The following is a 17,595-nucleotide window of genomic DNA, read 5'->3' on the forward strand; positions in this document are numbered from 1 at the left end:
CCGTGCTTCCGGGCGCGGCGCAGTGGGAGGGGACCTCATGCGCGGACGCACCAAGCTCAGACCGGCCGTGCTCGGCGGCGCCGCGGCGGCGGGCCTGCTGACCCTCGCGGCCCCGCCGGCGGGCGCCGCCCCGTTCGGGGTGCCGCCGCCGGACAAGGTCGTGATCGACGTGGTGACCGTCAACGGGTCGGGGTGCCCGGCGGGGACCGCGAACGTGGCGGTGTCGCCCGACAACACGGCCTTCACCGTGTCGTACAGCGACTACGTCGCCCAGGTGGGCGTCGGCTCCAAGCCGACCGACGCCCGCAGGAACTGCCAGCTCAGCCTGAACGTGCACGTCCCGCAGGGTTTCACGTACGCGGTCGCGCGGGCGGACTACCGCGGTTTCGCGCACCTGGAGAAGGGGGCGGCGGGGCTGGAGCGGGCGAACTACTACTTCCAGGGGATGCAGCAGACGTCGTTCGTCAACCACCACTTCACCGGCCCGCTCAACGACAACTGGCAGACGTCCGACACCACGGACATCGACGCGCTGGTCTACGCGCCCTGTGGGGCCATGCGCTACTTCAACATCAACACCGAGCTGCGGGTGGACGCCGGCACCTCGGACACCGCCAAGACCAGCAGCTTCCTGATGATGGACTCGACGGACGGCAACATCAGCACCATGTACCACTTCGCCTGGAAGCAGTGCCCGGCGAGGTGAGAACCCCGGGAAAGGGGCCGGCCCGCCCGGCGACGGAAGGAGTCGCCGGGCGGGCCGGACAGCGGGAGGGCGGGAAGCGCCTCAGTCGTGCGCCTCGGCCTCCACCGGCTTCGGGATCAGGAACGACGTCCCGATCGCGAGGGCCAGGATCACCACACCCGCGATCATGCCGGTGACGTACCCGCCGGGCGAGGACGCGTCGGACGGCGCCGTGGCCGTCTTGACGGCGTAGAGCGCGGCGAAGCTGAGCCCCGCGCCGAGATTGAAGGCGCCCGCGTTCAGGCCGGGCAGGAAGCCGGGGTTCTCCTTGGGCGACAGCACGATGCCCAGTCCGTTGAGGACGATGTTGGCCACGCCCGCGTAGGTGACGCCCACCAGCAGCGAGGTGATCAGCAGCAGGACCCGCGAGTCGGCCGGCACGGTCACGATCATCAGGACGACGGAGACCACCGCGCCGACGAGGCCCAGGCGCAGCACCCGGCCGTAGCCGTAGGTGGCGGCGAGCCGTCCGGCCACCGGCCCCATGGCCAGTCCGGCGAGGGCGTACGGGGTGAGGGTCCACCAGGCGGACTCGCTGGCGCTCATGCCGAGGCCGGCCCGCGCGTCCTGGGCGAACGCCGGGATCAGGCCGTTCATGACGGCGAACACGCCGGTCATGGTGAGCACGGTGGTCAGCAGGGTGGCCCAGGTGGCGCGCTGCTTCAGGTGATGGGTGGCGACCAGCGGGTTCGGGGAGCGGTCCTCGGTGCGCCAGAAGAGGGCGAAGGCGAGCGCGGCCACCACGGCGAGCCCGACGACGAGCGTCCAGTCGGCGGCCTCCAGCTTCCCGGCCTCGTTGAGGGCGACGAGCAGCGAGCCGACCGAGACGACGAGCAGGCCGACGCCGGGCCAGTCCATCCGGTGGGCCGACGGGACCCTGGTCTCGGGGGTCATGGTGGCGACCATGACGGTGGCGATGAGGGCGACGACGGCCATCGCCCAGAAGACGGCCTGGAAGCCGTGGTGGTCGGCGAGGTAGCCGCCGCCGAGGGAGTCCACGCCCGCGATGCCGCCGTTGACGGCCGTGATCACGCCGAGCAGGGTGCCGTAGCGCTTGGGCTCGGGGACCTCGACCCGGAGCATGATCAGGGCGAGCGGCACGGTCGGGCCGGACGCGCCCTGGATGACGCGGCCGAGGAACAGCACGGCCACGCTGTGCGCCAGGGCGGCGACGACGCAGCCCACGGCCATCAGGGCGAGCATCCCGACCAGCACCTTGCGGCGCCCGAGGATGTCGCCGAGGCGCGGGAGGAACAGGGAGAACAGGGCCGCCGAGGTGAAGAACGCGGTCTGGGTGAGACCGATCTCCGCGGACGTGGCGCCGAGGCTGTCCTCGATGCTCTTCAGCGCGGGGCTGAGCATGCTCGCGTTGAGCTGGAAGGCGATGCAGGCCGTGAGGAGGGCGGTGACCAGGACGGCCACCCGGGTGGTGCGGCCGGCCGGGGCTCCGGTGGTGCCATCGGCGCCGCGAGGGCCGGTGTGTGAAACGTTCATGCCTCGACGTCTTCGTGGGGGGCGACACCCGCTGTCCGATGGGACAGCGGCGGAGCGGAACGCTTCGGGTGTGCGGCATCGTCTCCGCCGTCCGCGGCGCGGCCGTCCCGTCGGCCGGAACGAATCGGCCGGAACGAACCTGGTCACGAACCGCCCGTACGTCCAGTCCGTGGCCAAAGGTACCTGTTGCGGAGGGCTGACCGGAGTCGACCGTTCCGCTCCAGGGCCGGACAGCTCCCTCGCGTCACCCGATGACGCCCACGTCGTCACCGACCGCTACGAAGACCCCGGGAAGGCCGTCGGCGGACGTCAGACGGAACCCATGGTCTCGGCGAACGTCTCCGGATCGGCGTCGAAACCGCGGAGGAGCGGGCGGTACGACCACAGTCCGGCGGCGTCGCGGACGAACTCGCCCACCGTGGCCGCGGTGGCCCCTCCGACGGACGCGAAGTCCTCCTCCGCCAGCACCTCGTACCCGGTCACGATCTGTACCCGGGGCGCGGCCACGTCCGCCAGGGTGAGCCGGCCGCCGGTCTGTTGGGCGGCCACGCCGACGACGACGCGCCCGTTGGCCTCGGCCATCCGGAACAGCTCGACGGTCATCACCTCGTCCCAGCCCAGCCCCTTGCCGTTGCGGCTGTCGCGGTTGAGGGTGACCGTGCCGTCGGGCGAGCGGCGGCCGAAGTGCACCAGCTGGGCGGGGGCGCCGTGCGGGTCGTCGGCCCTGAGGACGGCGATCACCAGGTCGAGGTCGTGCGGGTCGGCCCCGTAGGGCGCGGGATCCCACTTCAGCCGCACCTCGGCCTTCTCGATGCCCTTGCCGAAAACGCTCACGCGTCGTCCCTCCCCGCGGTCCGGTGCCTGTGTCCCCACATGATGGCGTGGAGCGGGGCGGCCCCGGAAGGGGAATCGGGCGGCACCGCACGGTGGGGGGACGCGGAAGGCGGACGCTGAGGGACGCGGAAGGCGGACGGCCGCCGGATCAGGACCTCCGGTAGCACCGCCGCATCCACGGCAGGGCCAACGCCCACAGCCGCCGCCACACCGGCCCCGGGAGGAACCGGCTGCGCTCCTCCCGCGCCACCCGCCCGTACGGGTGCTGGAGCAGCCGGGTGGAGGGGGCGGCGTAGCGGCGGCGGTACTCCAGGGCGACGACGTGTTTGACGCTCTTGTAGCCGTACTCCTCGGGGGCCACCAGCCGCACGGGCGCGCCGTGGGCGGCGGTCAGGGGTTCGCCGTCGAGCCGGTCGGCCAGCAGGACGCCGTCGTCCCCGGAGGCCCGGCGCCGGCAGTCGCGGTAGCCGTCCAGCCCGGTGACCAGCAGCCAGCGGGCGCGCGGGTGGGGCCGGACGGTCTCGGCGATCAGCCGTTCGACCGCGTGGAAGGGGACGCCCTCCCAGGTGAGGTCCCGCGCGCTCCAGGTCGACACGCAGTGCAGGTCGCCGTGGCGGGTGCGGCGCGGGGCGGCCCGGCGCAGGAGGTCGTCGAGGTCGAACTGGGCGGGCTGGGCCACGTCGCCGCCCACGGCCAGGACGGGCCGCTCGGGGACGGCGACGTGGCGGTGGGCGAACTGCGGCGGGCCGAAGCGTTCGAAGGCGGTGACGTGCTGGCCGGGGGGCAGCGGCCGGTCCGGTCCGTGCCCGCGTCCCCCGCCCCCGGTGCTCACAGGGTCTGTGGGGTTCATGGGACCAGGCTGCCACCGGGGCCGGGCCGGCGCCCTTCGGGATCCGCGGTCCTTGAGAGGGGATCCGCAGCCTCCGGGATCCGTGCCCTTCGGGCCGGTAGGCGCCGGTTCGTACCACGGGCGCCGACCGCCTCCCGGGCCACTTCCTTCCCGACGTCTTGTCAATGCAATGTCACATTACTACGTTACGCATCACACAGCGCTCGTCGGCCGCCTCCCCCAAGCACCCCGCACCAAGGGGCAGTTCGGCCCTCTCCCCACATCCCCCCACGTATCCCCCACTCAGGAGACGACGGTGTCCCGACACAGACCTGTCCGCCGCACCCTGGCCGCCGGCGCCCTCGCCGCGGCCCTCTTCGCCCCGGCCGTTCCCTCGGCCGTCGCCGCGCCCGCGGCCTCGCCCGGCCGGCCGGCCCCGAAGACGACGGCGGAGGCGGCCGGTCCGGACTCCGGGCACGACCGGGCCGACCGCCTCGCCCGGGCACCCCGCCCGGCCGCCCGCCCCCTGCCGGCCCCCGGCAGCCTCCCCGACGGCCGGGTGGCGGGCGCCCGTACGCCCGCCGGGCCGGGCACGACGCCCCGCCCGGGCCTGGCGCCCTGCACGCTCGACGGCATCACCGGCCTGGGGCCCGAGGCGTTCGCCGACTTCCTCGCCGACCCGGCCGTCACCGCGGACGGCTGCCTCCGCACCCTCATCTGGACCTGGGACGCCCGGCTCGCCCCCGTGATGTCCAAGGCGCACGTCCAGGCCGTCTCCCGCCGGATATCCGCCCTCGCGCCCCGGCACGATGGCCGGAACGGCAGCCACCTGCTGGAGATGCTCACCTACCTCCACGCCGTCGTGTACCACGACTTCTCGCACTCCGAGATCGACGTCACGGACCCGCCGACCACCGAGGCCATGCGCCGCGCGATCAACGCCTTCGGCGGCGCGGCCCACAGCTTCGACGTCACGCGCTCCAACGCGGAGAGCCTGCGCGAGGCCCTGTACGCGGGCAGCGGCCCCGGCCTGCGCCAGTCGCAACTCGGCCTGATCCGCAAGGTCCTGGCGACCATGGACCCGTACCACACCACGACGTACAAGGACCCGTCCTGGGCCGGGGCCGCGCTCGCCGGGCTGTCCGTCAACTACCTGGGTCTGTACCCGGGCAACAAGGACACCGCGTTCCGCACCGTCGTCACCGGCAACGCCGCCTACCGCGAGGCGTTCCGCAAGTTCGCCGGCTACACGCACCTGAAGGGCACGCCCAACGAGTGGGTGGTGCGGGACGCCATCGGCGAGTACGGCCGCTTCGGGGAGGTCGACGCGCTGCGCAAGGAGACGGTGTCCGGCCTCGGCGCGCTGCTGCCCGTCGTCGAGCGGAACTTCGGCGCGCTCGGCTCACCGTGGGCCAAGGCGGCGGGCTGGCTGGTCTACTACCGGTCCTGCGCCGCCTACAGCGTCTGCAAGCCGGACATCGAGCGGCGCCTCTTCCCCGTCACCTACACCTTTGACGGGGGCGGCATGAAGGTGCGCACCGCCCTCGACCGGGCCACGGTCGACCGGCTGTACTACGCGAGCAAGCAGGTCAAGGCCCAGTTCTTCCGGGTGCTCGGCACCGACAAGCCGCTCACCGGCGACGTCAACTCCACCCTGAACATCGTCCTTTACGCCTCGCGCGCCCAGTACGAGGACTTCCAGCCGCTGCTCACCGGGCTGAGCACGAACAACGGCGGCATGTACATCGAGCAGGGCGCGACCTTCTACACGTACCAGCGCCGCGTCCCGCAGGACTCCTCGCTCACCCTGGAGGAGCTCTTCCGGCACGAGTACACCCACTACCTCAACGGCCGGTGGGCCGTGCCCGGCCTGTTCGGCGAGGGCCCCTGGTACCAGGGTGACCGGACCACCGCGATGGACGAGGGCACGGCGGAGTTCTTCGCCGGCGCCACCCGCGGCGACGGCGTCAAGGTGCGCAAGTCGCTGGTCCGGGGCGTCATCAGGGACACGGCGAACGGCGGCCCGCGGATGAGCGTCGACCGGCTGCTGCACGCCACGTACGACGGCGACGGCTTCCGCTTCTACGACTACGCGGGCACCTTCTTCGAGTTCCTCTGGACGGAACGGCCGTCGCTGCTGCGCGAGATGTACGGCCTGCTGCGGGCGGACGACCCGGCCGGGTTCGACGCGTGGCGCGACCGGACGGGCAAGGACGCGGCGCTCCAGCGCGCCTACGACGCCTTCCTCGACGGACGGATCGCCGAGGTGGACCGGCTGTACGTGCCCAGCACCGACGTCATCCCGAACGACCGCCTGCGGGAGACCTCTCCCGAGGCCGTCAGCACCTCACTGGCCTCGGCCACCTCACTGACGCCCGCCTGCGCCGCCGGCCCGGACCCGTCGGTGCGGCGCTTCGTGTGCACCGGCCGGATCACCGCACGGCTCACGGACGCCGCCGACCCCGACCGGGTGTTCCGCGACATGTCGGGCACGGTCGACTACTTCATCCTGGAGCGGGCCCGGCCGGTCTCCCCCAACCTGGAGGAGATGAACTGCTCCTTCGGCCCGGTGGACGTCTGGTCCGACGGCCGGGGCGGGACCGCCGACTACTCCTGCGAGGGGCCGCTGCGCAGCTGACCGGCACGTGCGGTCGGCGGTCGGCGCCCCGGCCGCCGACCGCGCTCACCGTCCGCCGTCGGCCTCCGTGGCCATCGGCGGTTCGGTGGGCGCCTGCGGCGCGCGGCGCAGCAGGACGGACCGGGCGACGGCCGGCGCGAACAGGGCGGACGGCGGTACGACGAGCGCCGTCATCGCCCGGAAGGCGGCGCCGACGACCGGGTCGCCGGTGGCCCGCGCGACAACGCGGGACATGTACCAGGCGCCGGGCCGGTCGACGGCCCGGATCCCGGTCGCGTTCCCGACGGCAGTGGGCAGCAGCCGGTCGCCGCCGGCGGAGATGTCCCACGGCGGGCGGACGGTCGCGCACAGCGCCCGCTGTACCCGCCGGGTCGTCGGGACGCGGCGGGTGTCCTCCAGTGCCTCCCGCAGGGCCAGGGCGCTCAGCGCCGCCACCGTCATGCCCTGCCCGTAGACCGGGTTGAAGGCGCACAGCGCCTCCCCGGCCGCGAGGAAGCCCGCCGGACGGCGGCCCGGACGGTCGTAGCGGCGGCGGACGTTGGCGGTCGACCGGTAGCCGTGGGCGGGGCCGAGCGGCTCGGCCTTGTCGATCCACTCACCGAAGACAGAGTGCGGAAGGTGGTCGGCGAAGGCCCTGAACCCGGCGTCGTCGGTGGGCGGTTCGCAGCCCCGGAGCCCGGAGAGCAGGACGGCCCAACGGTCCCCTTCCATCGGCAGGATGAGCCCGCCGTAGGGCTGGGTGGCGTCGGGGACGATGTAGATCCCCCGGAACGGCACGTCCAGGTTGCCGCCCGCCCGGTAGAAGCGGGTGGCGTAGGCGAGTCCGGTGTCGATCCGTTCCTCGGGGGCCGGTTCGGCGCCGAGCTCCGCCAGCCACCCGGGCGCCTTGGACGACCGGCCGGAGGCGTCCAGCACCAGGTCGGCCGCCAGCGTGCCCGGCTCCTCCCCCGCCCGCCCGGCGCCCCGGGCCCGCAGCCGGACGCCCCGCACCCGGTCGGCGTCACCGACCAGGCCGGTGACCTCCGTCCCCTCCACAAGCCGGATCCGGGGATCGGCCAGCACCCGGCGGCGCACCACCCAATCGACCAGTGGGCGGGACGCGCTGACGAAACGAATGGTGGCGGGGGTACGCCGGTACCACCGCCCGGCCTGCCACTGCAGCAGTTCGTCGGGCATCCCGATCGCCGGCGCGCCGTGCCCGCGCAACTCGTCCATGACCCCGGGCAGCAGCCGGTCCAGCGCCTGCCGCCCGCTCTCCAGCAGCACGTGCGTATGCCGGTCCTGCGGCAGCCCCGCCCGGTGCTCCGGCCCGTCGGGATAACGGTCGCGCTCGACGAGGGTCACCGCATCGGCGTGCTCCGCCAGCACCCGCGCCGCGAGCAGCCCACTCAGACTCCCCCCGACCACCACCGCGCGCCGCCCCCGCACCCCAGCCGTCTCCCCCACGTCAACCCCCAACGCCGGCCACCCCGCTCCACGGCGGGACGGGCTCCTTCCCCCGAACGGAGCCACGCTACCGGCCGTGTGCGCCCCGGGGGGCGGCTCCGGACGGATGGCCGGAGAGTCGCCACCGGACCCGGCGCGCAGCGCCGTTCTCGCCTGGGGGCACGAGCGGGCGCGACGCCGTCCGCTCTCCCTACGCTCCGTCAAGAAGCGGCCCCATACGGTCGACGGCGCACCGTTCGTACGAGGAAAGGACCATCGTGTCGACTCGCCCGAAAGATGGATCCGCTTATGGGTGACGACAATGAAGGGAGGAGCATGTCTCCTGCCCGCCAACCGGCTCTCCTTGGGAGCGGCACATGAAGAACCCCGACCCATCGGCACGGCGTCTGCGCACACGCGTGGATCTCCACGGTGATCGCGCCGCCATTCGCCTCACGGGCGAGGTGGACCTCGGCACCGCGCCCGGACTGCGCCGGGCCATCTGCGCCTGCCTCGGGCAGCACCACCCGTGCGCCTTGGACCTGCACCTCGCCGAGGTGAGTTTCTGTGACTGCACGGGACTGAACGCCCTGCTGTGGGCCCGGCTGCAGGCCGCGGACGCCGGGGCAGCGCTCGTCGTACGGGGGCCGCTGCAGCGCGGCGTCGCCCGCCTTCTGTCCGTGACCGGCGCCGACGCGGTGCTCGGTCCCGTGCCCGCCGCCTGAGCGGGGCGCGCCGCGCGCGTCACGGGCCGGTGGGGACGCGGTAGACCACCAGGGCCTCGTTCTCCTTCTCCAGGGTCAGGCCGCCCGGCACCGGGGCGGTCTCGCCGTCGTACGCGAAGTGCGCGCCGGAGTGCAGGCCGCCGACGCGCAGCCGTCGCAGGCGGGCCGTGCTCAGGACGGGGGTGCTGCGGATGCCGCCCGTCAGGGCGGCCGTCAGCAGGCGGGTGCGGGCCAGCCGGCCGGCGGAGACGATGCGGACGTCCAGGACGCCGTCGGCGAGGTCGTGACGGCGCACGGGGGCCGCGCCGAGGCCGCGGTAGGTGCAGTTGCCCGCGAAGACCGTCCAGACCCGCCGGCGCCGGCCGTTGATCTCGACGGTGATCGGCCGGCCGGTGCGGAGGACGTGCACGGCGGCCAGGATCCCGGCGGGCCAGGCGCCGATCCGGGAGGCCCACCGCTCACGGATCCGGACGAGCTCCGGGTAGGCGCCGACGCTGAACGTGTTGAGGAACCACCGTTCGTCGCGCTCCATCCCGCCCCGGACCCGCACCATGTCGACGGCGACCGCCTCCCCGCACTCGACGGCCCGGCAGGCGTCGCCGAGGGTCTCGATGCCCAGGTCGTAGGCGAAGTGGTTGCGGGTGCCGCCCGGCAGGACGGCCAGGGGCAGCCCGTGCCGCCGGGCGACGGCCGCGGCGGCGTTGACCGTGCCGTCGCCGCCCAGGACGCCGAGCGCGCCCCCGAGCTCCCGCGCCCGGTCCGCCGCGTCCTCCAGGGCCTCCTCCAGCGAGGGGCCGGGTCCGTCGGGGTCGGTACCGACGGTCAGGAACTCGGCGCGCGGCAGGACGGAGCGCAGCGGATCGACGACGTCCGGGCGTTCGGTCAGCCGCTGGCCCGACCCCGGATTCGCCACCACGACCAGCCCTTTGCCCTCCGTGAGGGCGGGGGCGTCCGCCTGCGGCCGGGCGGGCGGCGCGAGCTGCCGCCGGGTGGGCGCCAAGCCGCGTACGGCGAACGCGGCACCCGCGCCAAGCGCCGCCCCGATGAGCACATCACCCGGGTAGTGGACGCCCGTGTAGACGCGGGAGAAGCAGACCGACGCGGCGAGCGGCGCCAGGGCGAGTCCCCAGCCGGGGTTCTCCAGGGCGACGCCGGTGGCGAAGGCCGCGGCCGACGCCGAGTGCCCGGACGGGAAGGACGTGGTGATCGGCTGGCGGGCCAGCCGGCGGACCAGGGGCACGACGTCCAGCAGGGGCCGTGTGCGGCGTACGGACCGTTTGCCGATCGTGTTCACCGTCGCCGAGGCCAGGGCGAGCGACGCGGCACCCCGCAGCGCCGCCCGCCGGGCCGGCCTGCCGCCCACCACGGCCGCCCCGGCCGCGAGACCGAACCACAGCAGACCCCGGTCGGCGCTGCGCGACAACCGGGGCAGTACGCGGTCGGCGCCGGGCCAGTGCCGGGTCGCCACCGCGCGGAAGGCCGCCTCGTCCCATGAACTCACCGCTTTGCGCATGCGCCACGACTACCCCGGCGGGGAACGATGATGCGGACGCGCCGGAGGGCGGCGGCATCCGGTTTCCGGTGCCGCCGCCCTCCGGCGTTTTGTTTCGGGCTCTCCGTCAGTAGGCGGAGTTCACGTTGTCCATCGAGCCGTACTTGTCGGCCGCGTAATTGCAGGACGCGACGATGTTGGCGACCGGGTCCCAGATGTCCCAGGACGTGCCCTCGACGTGGTACGCCTTGAAGGTGGGGTCGATGATCTGCAGCAGACCCTTCGACGGCACACCGTTGACGGCGTTGACGTCCCAGTCGTTGATCGCGTGGGGATTGCCGGTCGACTCGCGCATGATGTTGCGCTTGACGCCGTCGTAGGAGGCCGGGATGCCCTTGGCCTTCATGATGTCCAGGGCCTGGGAGATCCAGCCCTCCAGATTGTCCCCGTACGCCTTCGGCGCCACGGCGGCCGGCTTCCGCACCGGCTCGCGGGTGGTGGAACGGTTCGCGGCCTGCTTCCCGGCCCGCTCCTTGTCCGCCTCGGCCTTCGCCTTGGCGGCCGCCTCGGTCTTCGCCCGGGCCGCGGCCTCGTCCGCGTGACGCGCCGCCTCGCCCTGGCCCTGCCCCGCGAACGCCTTGGCCTCGAACGCCACCGGCTTGACCACCGGACGCGCGTCCGCCACGGCCGTACCACCGGAGACCACCGCGAACGCGACCGCGGCGGCACCCGCGGCACCGAGACCGGCGGCGGAGAACTTGTGGACCTTCGACAGACGGGTATAGCCGGAGTGAGTGGAACGCATGGAGAGGTGAACCTTTCGGATCGGGAAACCGCCACGGGCCTGGACCGGCGCAAAGAAAAGCGCCGTTCTCGGTCGGACGGCGCCGTGCGGTCCACCCATTCTTAGCGGCGGCGAAAAACCCCGACAAGCACTGTGACCTACTCCCCCACATCGTTCACCGCGTCATGAAAGACCCGGAAATCCCCGGGAAATGCGGGAACGCACAGCACTAAAGAAACCCGTATGTGATCGAGGCCCTATGCGCGGCCTCACAGCTCAGGACCCTCCGGATCACCCAGCGCGAGGGTGCGCATACGGACCGCGCGGGGCGACCGCGCGCGGCGCCACGGGACGGCGTGTTCCCGCCGCGCGCGCCAACTTCCCGCTCCGTCACGCCGGTTGCGGCGCATCGCCCGGGGTGGAGCGGGCATGCGGTCCGGTGCCCACCGGCGGCGTGGAGCCGGCAGCGATGGGCGTCAACCGCATGGACGGTTGTGAGACCGGGAGGTGAACGATGCTCTGGTGGAGCTGGTTGATCATTGCGGCCGTGGGCCTGCTCGTCGTGGCCGGCGCCCTGGCGGGCGTGCAGGCACGGAGGCGGGCCGGAACGGTGATCGTGGTGCGGCGCGGGCACCGGGCGGGCAGGGGAGGCACGCGGTGGACTCGCTGATGCTCGCGTCCGAGCTGGCCAAGAGGCCGGTGGTGACCCTCGACGGGGAAGTGGTCGCGGAGATCAAGGACACGGTCTTCGACGGCGCGGCCGGGCAGATCACCGGGTTCACGCTCAATGGGCGGGGCCTGCTGGCCGGGCCGCTCAAGCAGAGCCTGCCGTGGTCCTCGGTGCACGCGCTGGGCCGGCACGCCGTGATGATCCCGGGCCGGGAGGCGCTGGCCGAGCCGGCGGCCGTCGTGGCCTCGGGCGAGGCGGCGCACGGCGCGGTGCCGGGGGCGAAGGTACTGACGGAAGAGGGCGTCGAGGCGGGCAGCGTGCTCGACGTCGTGGTGGCTCCGGATGGGCGCGTGGTCGGCTTCCGGATCTCCGCCACCGAGGCGTTCGTCCACCGGGAGCACGGGCGGAACAGCGTCTTCGTGCCCCGGGGCGAGGCGCTGGCCGTCTCCGGACGGGCGCTGGTGGTGCCCTCCGACGCGCCCCGTTTCGTGGCGGACGACCTGCCCAGTTTCACCACGCAGGTCGAGATCTTCGCCGCCAGGGCGTCGGCCGCGGGACAGCGGGCGTACGCCGGGCAGCAGACACCCGTCGAGCAGCAGACACCCGCCGAACAGCGGCCGTACGGCGAGCAGCGGGCGTACGGCGAGCCGGCGACGGACGCCGGGCACGCGCGGCGGCCGTACGGCGAGCAGCGGCCGTACGGCGAGCAGCGGCCGTACGGCGAGCCGGGGACGGACGCCGGGCACGGGCAGCGGACGGACGTCGGCCCGGCGGAAGGAAAGGAGCACCTGTGATGATGCTGTTCAGCGGGACGAAGGGCCTGCCCGTCGTGACGGCCGACGAGGCGGCCGAGATCGGCACCGTCGAGGCGCTGGCCGTCGAGGCCCCGCTGGGGCTGATCGGTCATCTGCGGCTGTCCGGCTCCGGCGGCCCGGCCCGCAAGGGCCGGGCCTGGCTGCCCTGGAGTCTGGTGCGGGCGGTGGGGCCGGACGCGGTCATCGTCCGCTCGGCCGCGGAACCGGTGGTGGCGCGGGAGCCGGACCACCACGAGATCCTGGGCCGCCGGGTGCTCACCGACCGGGGTGACGAGCACGGCACCGTCAAGGACGTCGCCTTCGACCCCGCGACCGGGCGCATCGGAACGGTGCACACGACGCAGGGGAACGTGTCCGGGCACCGGCTGCTCGGACTGGGCGACTACGCCCTGGTGGTCCGCGCGGAGTGACCGGCCGGCCGGCCCTCGGGGCGGGCGGCCCGGTCCGCCGTCCGCCGCACCCCGCGGGCCGCCGAGGGGACCGACGCGGCGGCCTGCCGGGGCAGGACCGCGTCGACGGCGCCGGAGGCGACCCCGGGCACGGCCCCGGCGCCCGTCACCGCGTCCCGGGCACCGGGCTCGTCGGCCAGCCGCCGGCGCGCGGCCCGCAGCGCGTCGGCGATGTCGCGGGTCCCGGTGCTCACGCACAGGGTGTAGGTCACGTCCGCCAGCTGCCGCCGGACCGCCGGGTCCGCCGGTCGTGCGGTCGCGGAACGCTGCAGTGCCGTGTGGCGCTCGACGAGGTCGCGGAGAACGGCGGGGTGGGCGAGCAGCATGGATTCCTCCCGGAAGGATGTGGGCAGGCGTACCGACCAGGGAGCGCCTGCCCCGGATCCCGCGGCTCATTCCGGTTTCGTTCGCCGGTGGCTTCCGCTTTCGTTCACCGGTGGCTTCCGCTTCGTCGTCGGTGCCGTCCTTTCCCCGTCGCCACCGGGCGCCCTCACGCCTCTGGAACACCGTGTTTTCCGTGAGTCCCGTCCCGCCCGGTAAGGATCACAAAGGGCATTCCGCCGAGGGCATCAGTTCCGGTCTCGCGGATACACGTACCGGCATGAGCGGGGAACTCACAGCCGTGGAAGAACTGTTGACGGGGGCGCGGACGCGTCGCCAGGTGGCCCGGGCCTACCGGAGGATCCGGGCGGGAGACGGGCCGGGCCGGGACGGGCCGTACGCCCGTGGCGCCGCGGCCGGTTACCGGTGGGCGCTGGGCGCGCCCGGCGGGGCGCCCGTCACCGGTGCCACCCCGCACGGCGGGGTGAGCATGGAGACGCTGATGGCCGAGGTGGACGCGGCCGTGGTGCAGCTCGACGATCCGGCGCAGCCGGCCGCCGCCGCCCTCTACACCCAGGGCGCGCACGACGCGCTGGCCTGGATCTGCGGTCTCAGCGACGACAGCCCCTGACGAGGATGGCGGCCCCTGACGGCGCGACCGCCGGCGGGCCGCGGATGCGGGCGGCGGATCAGGCCGGCACCAGGGTCGTCACCAGCACGTCGCGGACGGCGGGACGGCCGGGGTCGAGGGGCCGGACGGGCGAGACCTCATGGAGGGTGGCCCGGTCGTCGCCCAGGAGCAGGGTGCCGGGCTGGGTGAGGGTGACGGCCAGCAGCCGGTCGCCGTCCGGGGTGTACACGGCGCTCTCGCCGCCGGTGGCGTTGTGCCGGGCGACGGCGAGGGACGAGACGAGCGTGACACCGTCGCGGTGCCGGCCCTCGGGGGTGGGCTGCCCGTCGCCGTCGGCCGAGGCGACGACGCGGAAGGGGTGGACGTTGGCCTTCCATTCGGTGGCCGTGTCCAGGGCGGTGGCCATGCGGCCGAGCAGCCGGAGAAGCGCGTGCAGCACGGGGTCGGCGGTGAACTCCGGGCTCAGGGGCTCGAAGTGGCGGTCGACGCCGACGTAGAGCGGGTTGCTGCGGTCGGGCTGTACGAACGGGACGTGGTCCAGCGGACGGATCGTGCCGGTGGCCGGCGTCACGGCGAACTGGCCGTAGCGGCGCAGCCGTCGGGTGCCGCGCGCGGCGGCGTACGGGTCGGGGGCGAGCCGGTCCCAGTGGGAGGCGAACGCCGCCCAGCGTCCGTCGGCGGACCGCGCGTCGAGACGGGCGCGTACGTCGGGCGCGGTGAGCAGGTACACGCCCTCGGTGCCGAGGGCCCGCCGGGCGGCCTCCACCGGGTCGGCTTCCGTGCCGGACGGGGGCGCCGGGTCACCGGGCCGGGCGGTCGCGTCGGTTGCGTCGGTCACATGGTCCACGGGTGGTCGCCTCCCTCGGTCGGCGGCCCGTTCCCGCCGGGCGGGAAGCGGTGGCCGCACCCGGCCGTCGAGTGGGGGAACCGCCCGTGGGGCGCGGACGGTTCCCCGGCGGCCGTACTGCGCTGCGGGCCGGGCTCGGGCCTCGGCCGGGATCCTCGCGGTCCGGGCCTCGGCCGGAGCCTCAGTCGCGGTCCTCGTAGCGGGCCAGCGCCAGGCCGAGGGTGAAGAACGTCGGCGCCCATTCGCCGACGAAGATGCCCCAGCGGTCGGCCCGGGCGGTGCCGGCGCTCTCCGCCTTCAGCGACCCGGCCCAGGCCACCACGGTCAGGGCGATCGAGCCGAAGGCCATGCAGTAGGCGTGTTCACTCCGCAGGCCGGCTTCGTGCAGTTTCTGGACGACCATGCTCCTTCACCCTTTCGTCGGGAGACGTCGAGATCGTCGTTCCAGCGTGCACGCCCGCCTTCCGGGCCGCATCTCGGGCCGGTCGGGAGGCTGGCGGCAGGCGGCCGGGGACGCGAGGGACGCCACGGAGGTGTCACCAGGAGCGGTCGGGCGCCTCGTCAGGCTCGGCGACCCAGCCGGCGGCCAGGATCAGACCGGAGCCCCGGTGCACGGCCAGGAAGCCGTAGGGGCGCTCGAAACAGGCGGTCACGCGCCGGGAGCGCCGCATCGGCACACCACTGGCCCGGACCATCCCGAACGCGGTCACGGCCGCCGCCTCGAACCCGCGGGCGGTGAACGCCGCCACCGTGTTCTGCCGCGCCGACGAGACCGCCAGCGGCACCGGGCTGATGCCCGGGAAGTGCCCGGTGGACCGGTCGACGGCCGTGCGCAGGCCGAACACCCCCGGGCGTTCGAGGAGGTCGTGTTCGGCGCGGACGGTGAACCGGGCGGTGGAGGTCACCAGGACCGGACGGTCGTCCCAGCCGGTCTCGTCGGCGACGGTGACACCGGGGCCCGGGTTGCCGTAGGGCAGGGCGGAGCCGGGGACGGTGGCGTGGTCCCCGGTGAGCACGCCCGGTCCGGCCGCGAGGACGTCCGCGCCCGAGACCCCTTCGGCGGCCAGCAGCAGGTGCACGTCCAGGCCGTTGTCGCCCCGGATCTCGGCGACGGTCAGCGGCCCGGCGGGGGTGTCCGGAGCGACGCGGACCGCGTCCTGGTCCCCGCCGCTCCGGTACAGGCCGGCCAGTCGGCGGCCCCGCCAGGGGCCGGTCTCCGGGGTGAGCCGGCCCTCCGAGAAGGGCACTGTCCACCGGGTGCGCACGAGCAGGGCGCCGGCCAGGGCCATGGCGAGGTCGGGGCCGGTCGGCACGGGCATCGACGGGATGGCGCCGTCCGTGTGCCCGGCGGCCCAGGCGTCGAGCGCGCGGCCGTCCCGCTCGGGGTCGCCGGTCAGCTCGCCCCGGACCCCGTCGGGCAGCCGCGCCTCCCACGCCGGCCGGATCGGAATGTCCCGTCTCGTCCACAGTCCGACGGCGGCGTCGACGCCGTCGGCCGCGCGCAGCACCTCGACCATCCGGCGGCCTTGTCCGGCCGCGTCGGCCGCTCCCGGCAGGTTCAGGACGGCGCGCAGTTCGGCGCGGGCCGGGCCGTCCGCGCCCGCCGCCAGCAGGGCGAGCAACGGCCAGACGGCGGCCGCGGAGAACACGGTTCCGCGCCCTTCGCCCGGTCCGACGGCGAGGCGCGCCCAGTGCGCCGTCAGGTCGTTGACGGAGCGTATCGATTCTTCGTCGGGTCCGGTCGGCACCGGGTACCCCCTCTTTCACTCGCGGACTCTTGGTCGCTCATGGACGTGGCGAAGGTCGGGGACGCCTCGGGTCTCCGGCGGGTTCCGCCGCGTACGGCATCCGACGAGGCGGCCCGGTCACGGCCGTTCGAGAACCAGGTGGCTCCACGTCACGTCCGTCCGGCCGAGCGGGTCGCCGCGGGGCGCGCGGTGGAGGGCGGCGAGTCCGTACCGGCGGGCCAGGGACGCCGTCTCGTCGGCGGTGACGGGGAACATCCGGCGCCCGGGCGGTACGGGACCGTGCCGCAGGGAGAGGACGACTCGCCCGCCGGGGCCGGCCAGGCCGCTCACGGTCTCCATGGCCGCCGGCCTCTCCTCCTCGTCGAGGTGCATCCAGACGGCGGTCAGCAGGACGAGGTCGAATCGCCGCCCCCGCAGGGTCCGCAGCCCGGGCAGGGCGTCGTCGACCCATTCGATTTCCTGGTCCGCGTGCAGCCGCCGGCCCAGCGCGCGGAGCGCGGCCGTCGGCTCCACGGCGACGACGCGGTGGCCGCGCCCGGCCAGCGCGGCGGCGTCCCGTCCGCTGCCCGCCCCGATGTCGAGGACGGCCCCCGGGCGTTCGGGGAACAGGTGCAGCACGTCGCGGTGCACCTCGGCGAAGTCCACGCTCTCGTACTGCTCGGCGAGCGTGCCGGCTGCTTCGCCGTAGCCGGCGGTACCGGGCGGGGGCGGGGGTTCGGTGGACGTCTCGTCACGCATACCGCCGTACTCTAAAAGGCCGTTGACGGCGTCGCGCGGGCCGTGCCCGGTCACCGGCCGCCCTGCGGCCTGTGACGGCGGCGCGGGCGGCGGGCGGTCACGGCGTTCCGCAGCCCGTCCCGCAGTCTCCGGGCCGCGGGGGCACTCGCGGTGATGAGCAGCGCGGAGAGCAGGTTCCCGAACAGATCGTGGGTGATGAAGTCGTACACGGCGGTCCGGCGCGCGTCGGCCGTGCCGGACCGCGCGCCGTGCTCCTTCGCGTACGCCGAGGCCGTCGACGTCCGGCACCACCCCCCGGCTACCGGCGTCGTGCGTGGCCGCCGCGTTCCGCCGCCCTCGCGGGCGGGCCGGGACACGGGCGGTCCGGTACCGCCGTCCAGTCTGCACCGGCGCGGGGCGGAGGGGAAGCG

General features: G+C 74.4%; 18 protein-coding genes. 6 read left to right on the forward strand and 12 right to left on the reverse strand.

The genetic code is table 11. The features are described from left to right. Positions 1 to 37 precede the first annotated feature (37 nt). Positions 38 to 706, forward strand: coding sequence for a DUF4360 domain-containing protein (locus ACQEVS_RS00875; RefSeq protein WP_433013682.1), 669 nt, complete (start codon positions 38 to 40; stop codon positions 704 to 706). Between the two features lie 81 nt (positions 707 to 787). Here the strand turns inward: ACQEVS_RS00875 and ACQEVS_RS00880 are convergent, their stop codons facing one another. From ACQEVS_RS00880 to ACQEVS_RS00890, 3 genes are all read right to left on the reverse strand, one after another. Then, positions 788 to 2,239 (reverse strand): MFS transporter, encoded by a 1,452-nt coding sequence (locus ACQEVS_RS00880; protein WP_433013685.1) that lies wholly within the window; start codon positions 2,237 to 2,239, stop codon positions 788 to 790. A gap of 309 nt (positions 2,240 to 2,548) precedes the next feature. Beyond that, positions 2,549 to 3,073: a TerD family protein gene (locus ACQEVS_RS00885; protein WP_433013688.1), complete on the reverse strand. Its 525-nt coding sequence runs from the start codon at positions 3,071 to 3,073 to the stop codon at positions 2,549 to 2,551. A 148-nt stretch (positions 3,074 to 3,221) separates the two neighbouring features. Further along, positions 3,222 to 3,923, reverse strand: a complete 702-nt coding sequence (locus ACQEVS_RS00890; RefSeq protein WP_433013691.1) for a molybdopterin-dependent oxidoreductase — start codon at positions 3,921 to 3,923, stop codon at positions 3,222 to 3,224. Positions 3,924 to 4,218: 295 nt separating this feature from the next. Between ACQEVS_RS00890 and ACQEVS_RS00895 the strand changes: the two genes are divergently transcribed. Then, complete coding sequence (locus tag ACQEVS_RS00895) at positions 4,219 to 6,540, forward strand: collagenase (RefSeq protein ID WP_433013694.1); 2,322 nt, start codon at positions 4,219 to 4,221, stop codon at positions 6,538 to 6,540. A gap of 45 nt (positions 6,541 to 6,585) precedes the next feature. Here the strand turns inward: ACQEVS_RS00895 and ACQEVS_RS00900 are convergent, their stop codons facing one another. Then, positions 6,586 to 7,986 (reverse strand): FAD-dependent oxidoreductase, encoded by a 1,401-nt coding sequence (locus ACQEVS_RS00900; RefSeq protein ID WP_433013697.1) that lies wholly within the window; start codon positions 7,984 to 7,986, stop codon positions 6,586 to 6,588. 356 nt (positions 7,987 to 8,342) lie between these two features. Here ACQEVS_RS00900 and ACQEVS_RS00905 point away from each other — a divergent pair, with 356 nt between their 5' ends. Then, positions 8,343 to 8,690 carry an STAS domain-containing protein gene (locus tag ACQEVS_RS00905; protein WP_433013700.1) on the forward strand — a complete coding sequence of 116 codons (348 nt, stop codon included), beginning with the start codon at positions 8,343 to 8,345 and terminating at the stop codon, positions 8,688 to 8,690. A gap of 19 nt (positions 8,691 to 8,709) precedes the next feature. Here ACQEVS_RS00905 and ACQEVS_RS00910 read toward each other — a convergent pair whose 3' ends face one another. Both ACQEVS_RS00910 and ACQEVS_RS00915 read right to left on the reverse strand, forming a co-directional pair. Continuing rightward, positions 8,710 to 10,203, reverse strand: coding sequence for a bifunctional phosphatase PAP2/diacylglycerol kinase family protein (locus ACQEVS_RS00910; RefSeq protein WP_433013703.1), 1,494 nt, complete (start codon positions 10,201 to 10,203; stop codon positions 8,710 to 8,712). Between the two features lie 106 nt (positions 10,204 to 10,309). Beyond that, the gene (locus ACQEVS_RS00915; protein ID WP_433013706.1) at positions 10,310 to 10,987 is read right to left on the reverse strand and encodes a transglycosylase SLT domain-containing protein; all 678 of its coding nucleotides are present in this window, start codon (positions 10,985 to 10,987) and stop codon (positions 10,310 to 10,312) included. 636 nt (positions 10,988 to 11,623) lie between these two features. Here ACQEVS_RS00915 and ACQEVS_RS00920 point away from each other — a divergent pair. Both ACQEVS_RS00920 and ACQEVS_RS00925 read left to right on the forward strand, forming a co-directional pair. Then, a complete protein-coding gene (locus ACQEVS_RS00920; protein ID WP_433013709.1) occupies positions 11,624 to 12,430 on the forward strand; it encodes a PRC-barrel domain-containing protein in 807 nt (268 codons plus the stop codon). After that, positions 12,430 to 12,861, forward strand: a complete 432-nt coding sequence (locus tag ACQEVS_RS00925; protein WP_433013712.1) for a PRC-barrel domain-containing protein — start codon at positions 12,430 to 12,432, stop codon at positions 12,859 to 12,861. Before ACQEVS_RS00920 ends, ACQEVS_RS00925 begins: the two co-directional genes overlap by 1 nt. On the opposite strand, the gene ACQEVS_RS00930 is transcribed toward ACQEVS_RS00925, so the two are convergent. Further along, positions 12,834 to 13,226, reverse strand: a complete 393-nt coding sequence (locus ACQEVS_RS00930; protein WP_433013715.1) for a DUF5133 domain-containing protein — start codon at positions 13,224 to 13,226, stop codon at positions 12,834 to 12,836. The two genes, ACQEVS_RS00925 and ACQEVS_RS00930, sit on opposite strands and share 28 nt — an antisense overlap. A gap of 275 nt (positions 13,227 to 13,501) precedes the next feature. Here ACQEVS_RS00930 and ACQEVS_RS00935 point away from each other — a divergent pair, with 275 nt between their 5' ends. Then, positions 13,502 to 13,852, forward strand: a complete 351-nt coding sequence (locus ACQEVS_RS00935) for a hypothetical protein (RefSeq protein WP_433013718.1) — start codon at positions 13,502 to 13,504, stop codon at positions 13,850 to 13,852. Positions 13,853 to 13,910: 58 nt separating this feature from the next. Here ACQEVS_RS00935 and ACQEVS_RS00940 read toward each other — a convergent pair whose 3' ends face one another. From ACQEVS_RS00940 to ACQEVS_RS00960, 5 genes are all read right to left on the reverse strand, one after another. Continuing rightward, complete coding sequence (locus ACQEVS_RS00940; RefSeq protein ID WP_433013720.1) at positions 13,911 to 14,699, reverse strand: 2OG-Fe dioxygenase family protein; 789 nt, start codon at positions 14,697 to 14,699, stop codon at positions 13,911 to 13,913. Between the two features lie 181 nt (positions 14,700 to 14,880). Then, positions 14,881 to 15,102, reverse strand: coding sequence for a hypothetical protein (locus ACQEVS_RS00945; RefSeq protein ID WP_433013723.1), 222 nt, complete (start codon positions 15,100 to 15,102; stop codon positions 14,881 to 14,883). A gap of 133 nt (positions 15,103 to 15,235) precedes the next feature. Beyond that, positions 15,236 to 16,447 carry a serpin family protein gene (locus ACQEVS_RS00950; RefSeq protein WP_433013726.1) on the reverse strand — a complete coding sequence of 404 codons (1,212 nt, stop codon included), beginning with the start codon at positions 16,445 to 16,447 and terminating at the stop codon, positions 15,236 to 15,238. A gap of 117 nt (positions 16,448 to 16,564) precedes the next feature. After that, entirely contained in the window at positions 16,565 to 17,185 is a 621-nt protein-coding gene (locus ACQEVS_RS00955; RefSeq protein ID WP_433013729.1) for a class I SAM-dependent methyltransferase, read from the reverse strand. Positions 17,186 to 17,235: 50 nt separating this feature from the next. After that, a complete protein-coding gene (locus ACQEVS_RS00960; RefSeq protein ID WP_433013732.1) occupies positions 17,236 to 17,541 on the reverse strand; it encodes a hypothetical protein in 306 nt (101 codons plus the stop codon). Between the last annotated feature and the right edge of the window lie 54 nt (positions 17,542 to 17,595).

Origin of the sequence: Streptomyces sp. CA-181903, from assembly GCF_050937075.1 — a bacterium.
Lineage (GTDB): Bacteria > Actinomycetota > Actinomycetes > Streptomycetales > Streptomycetaceae > Streptomyces.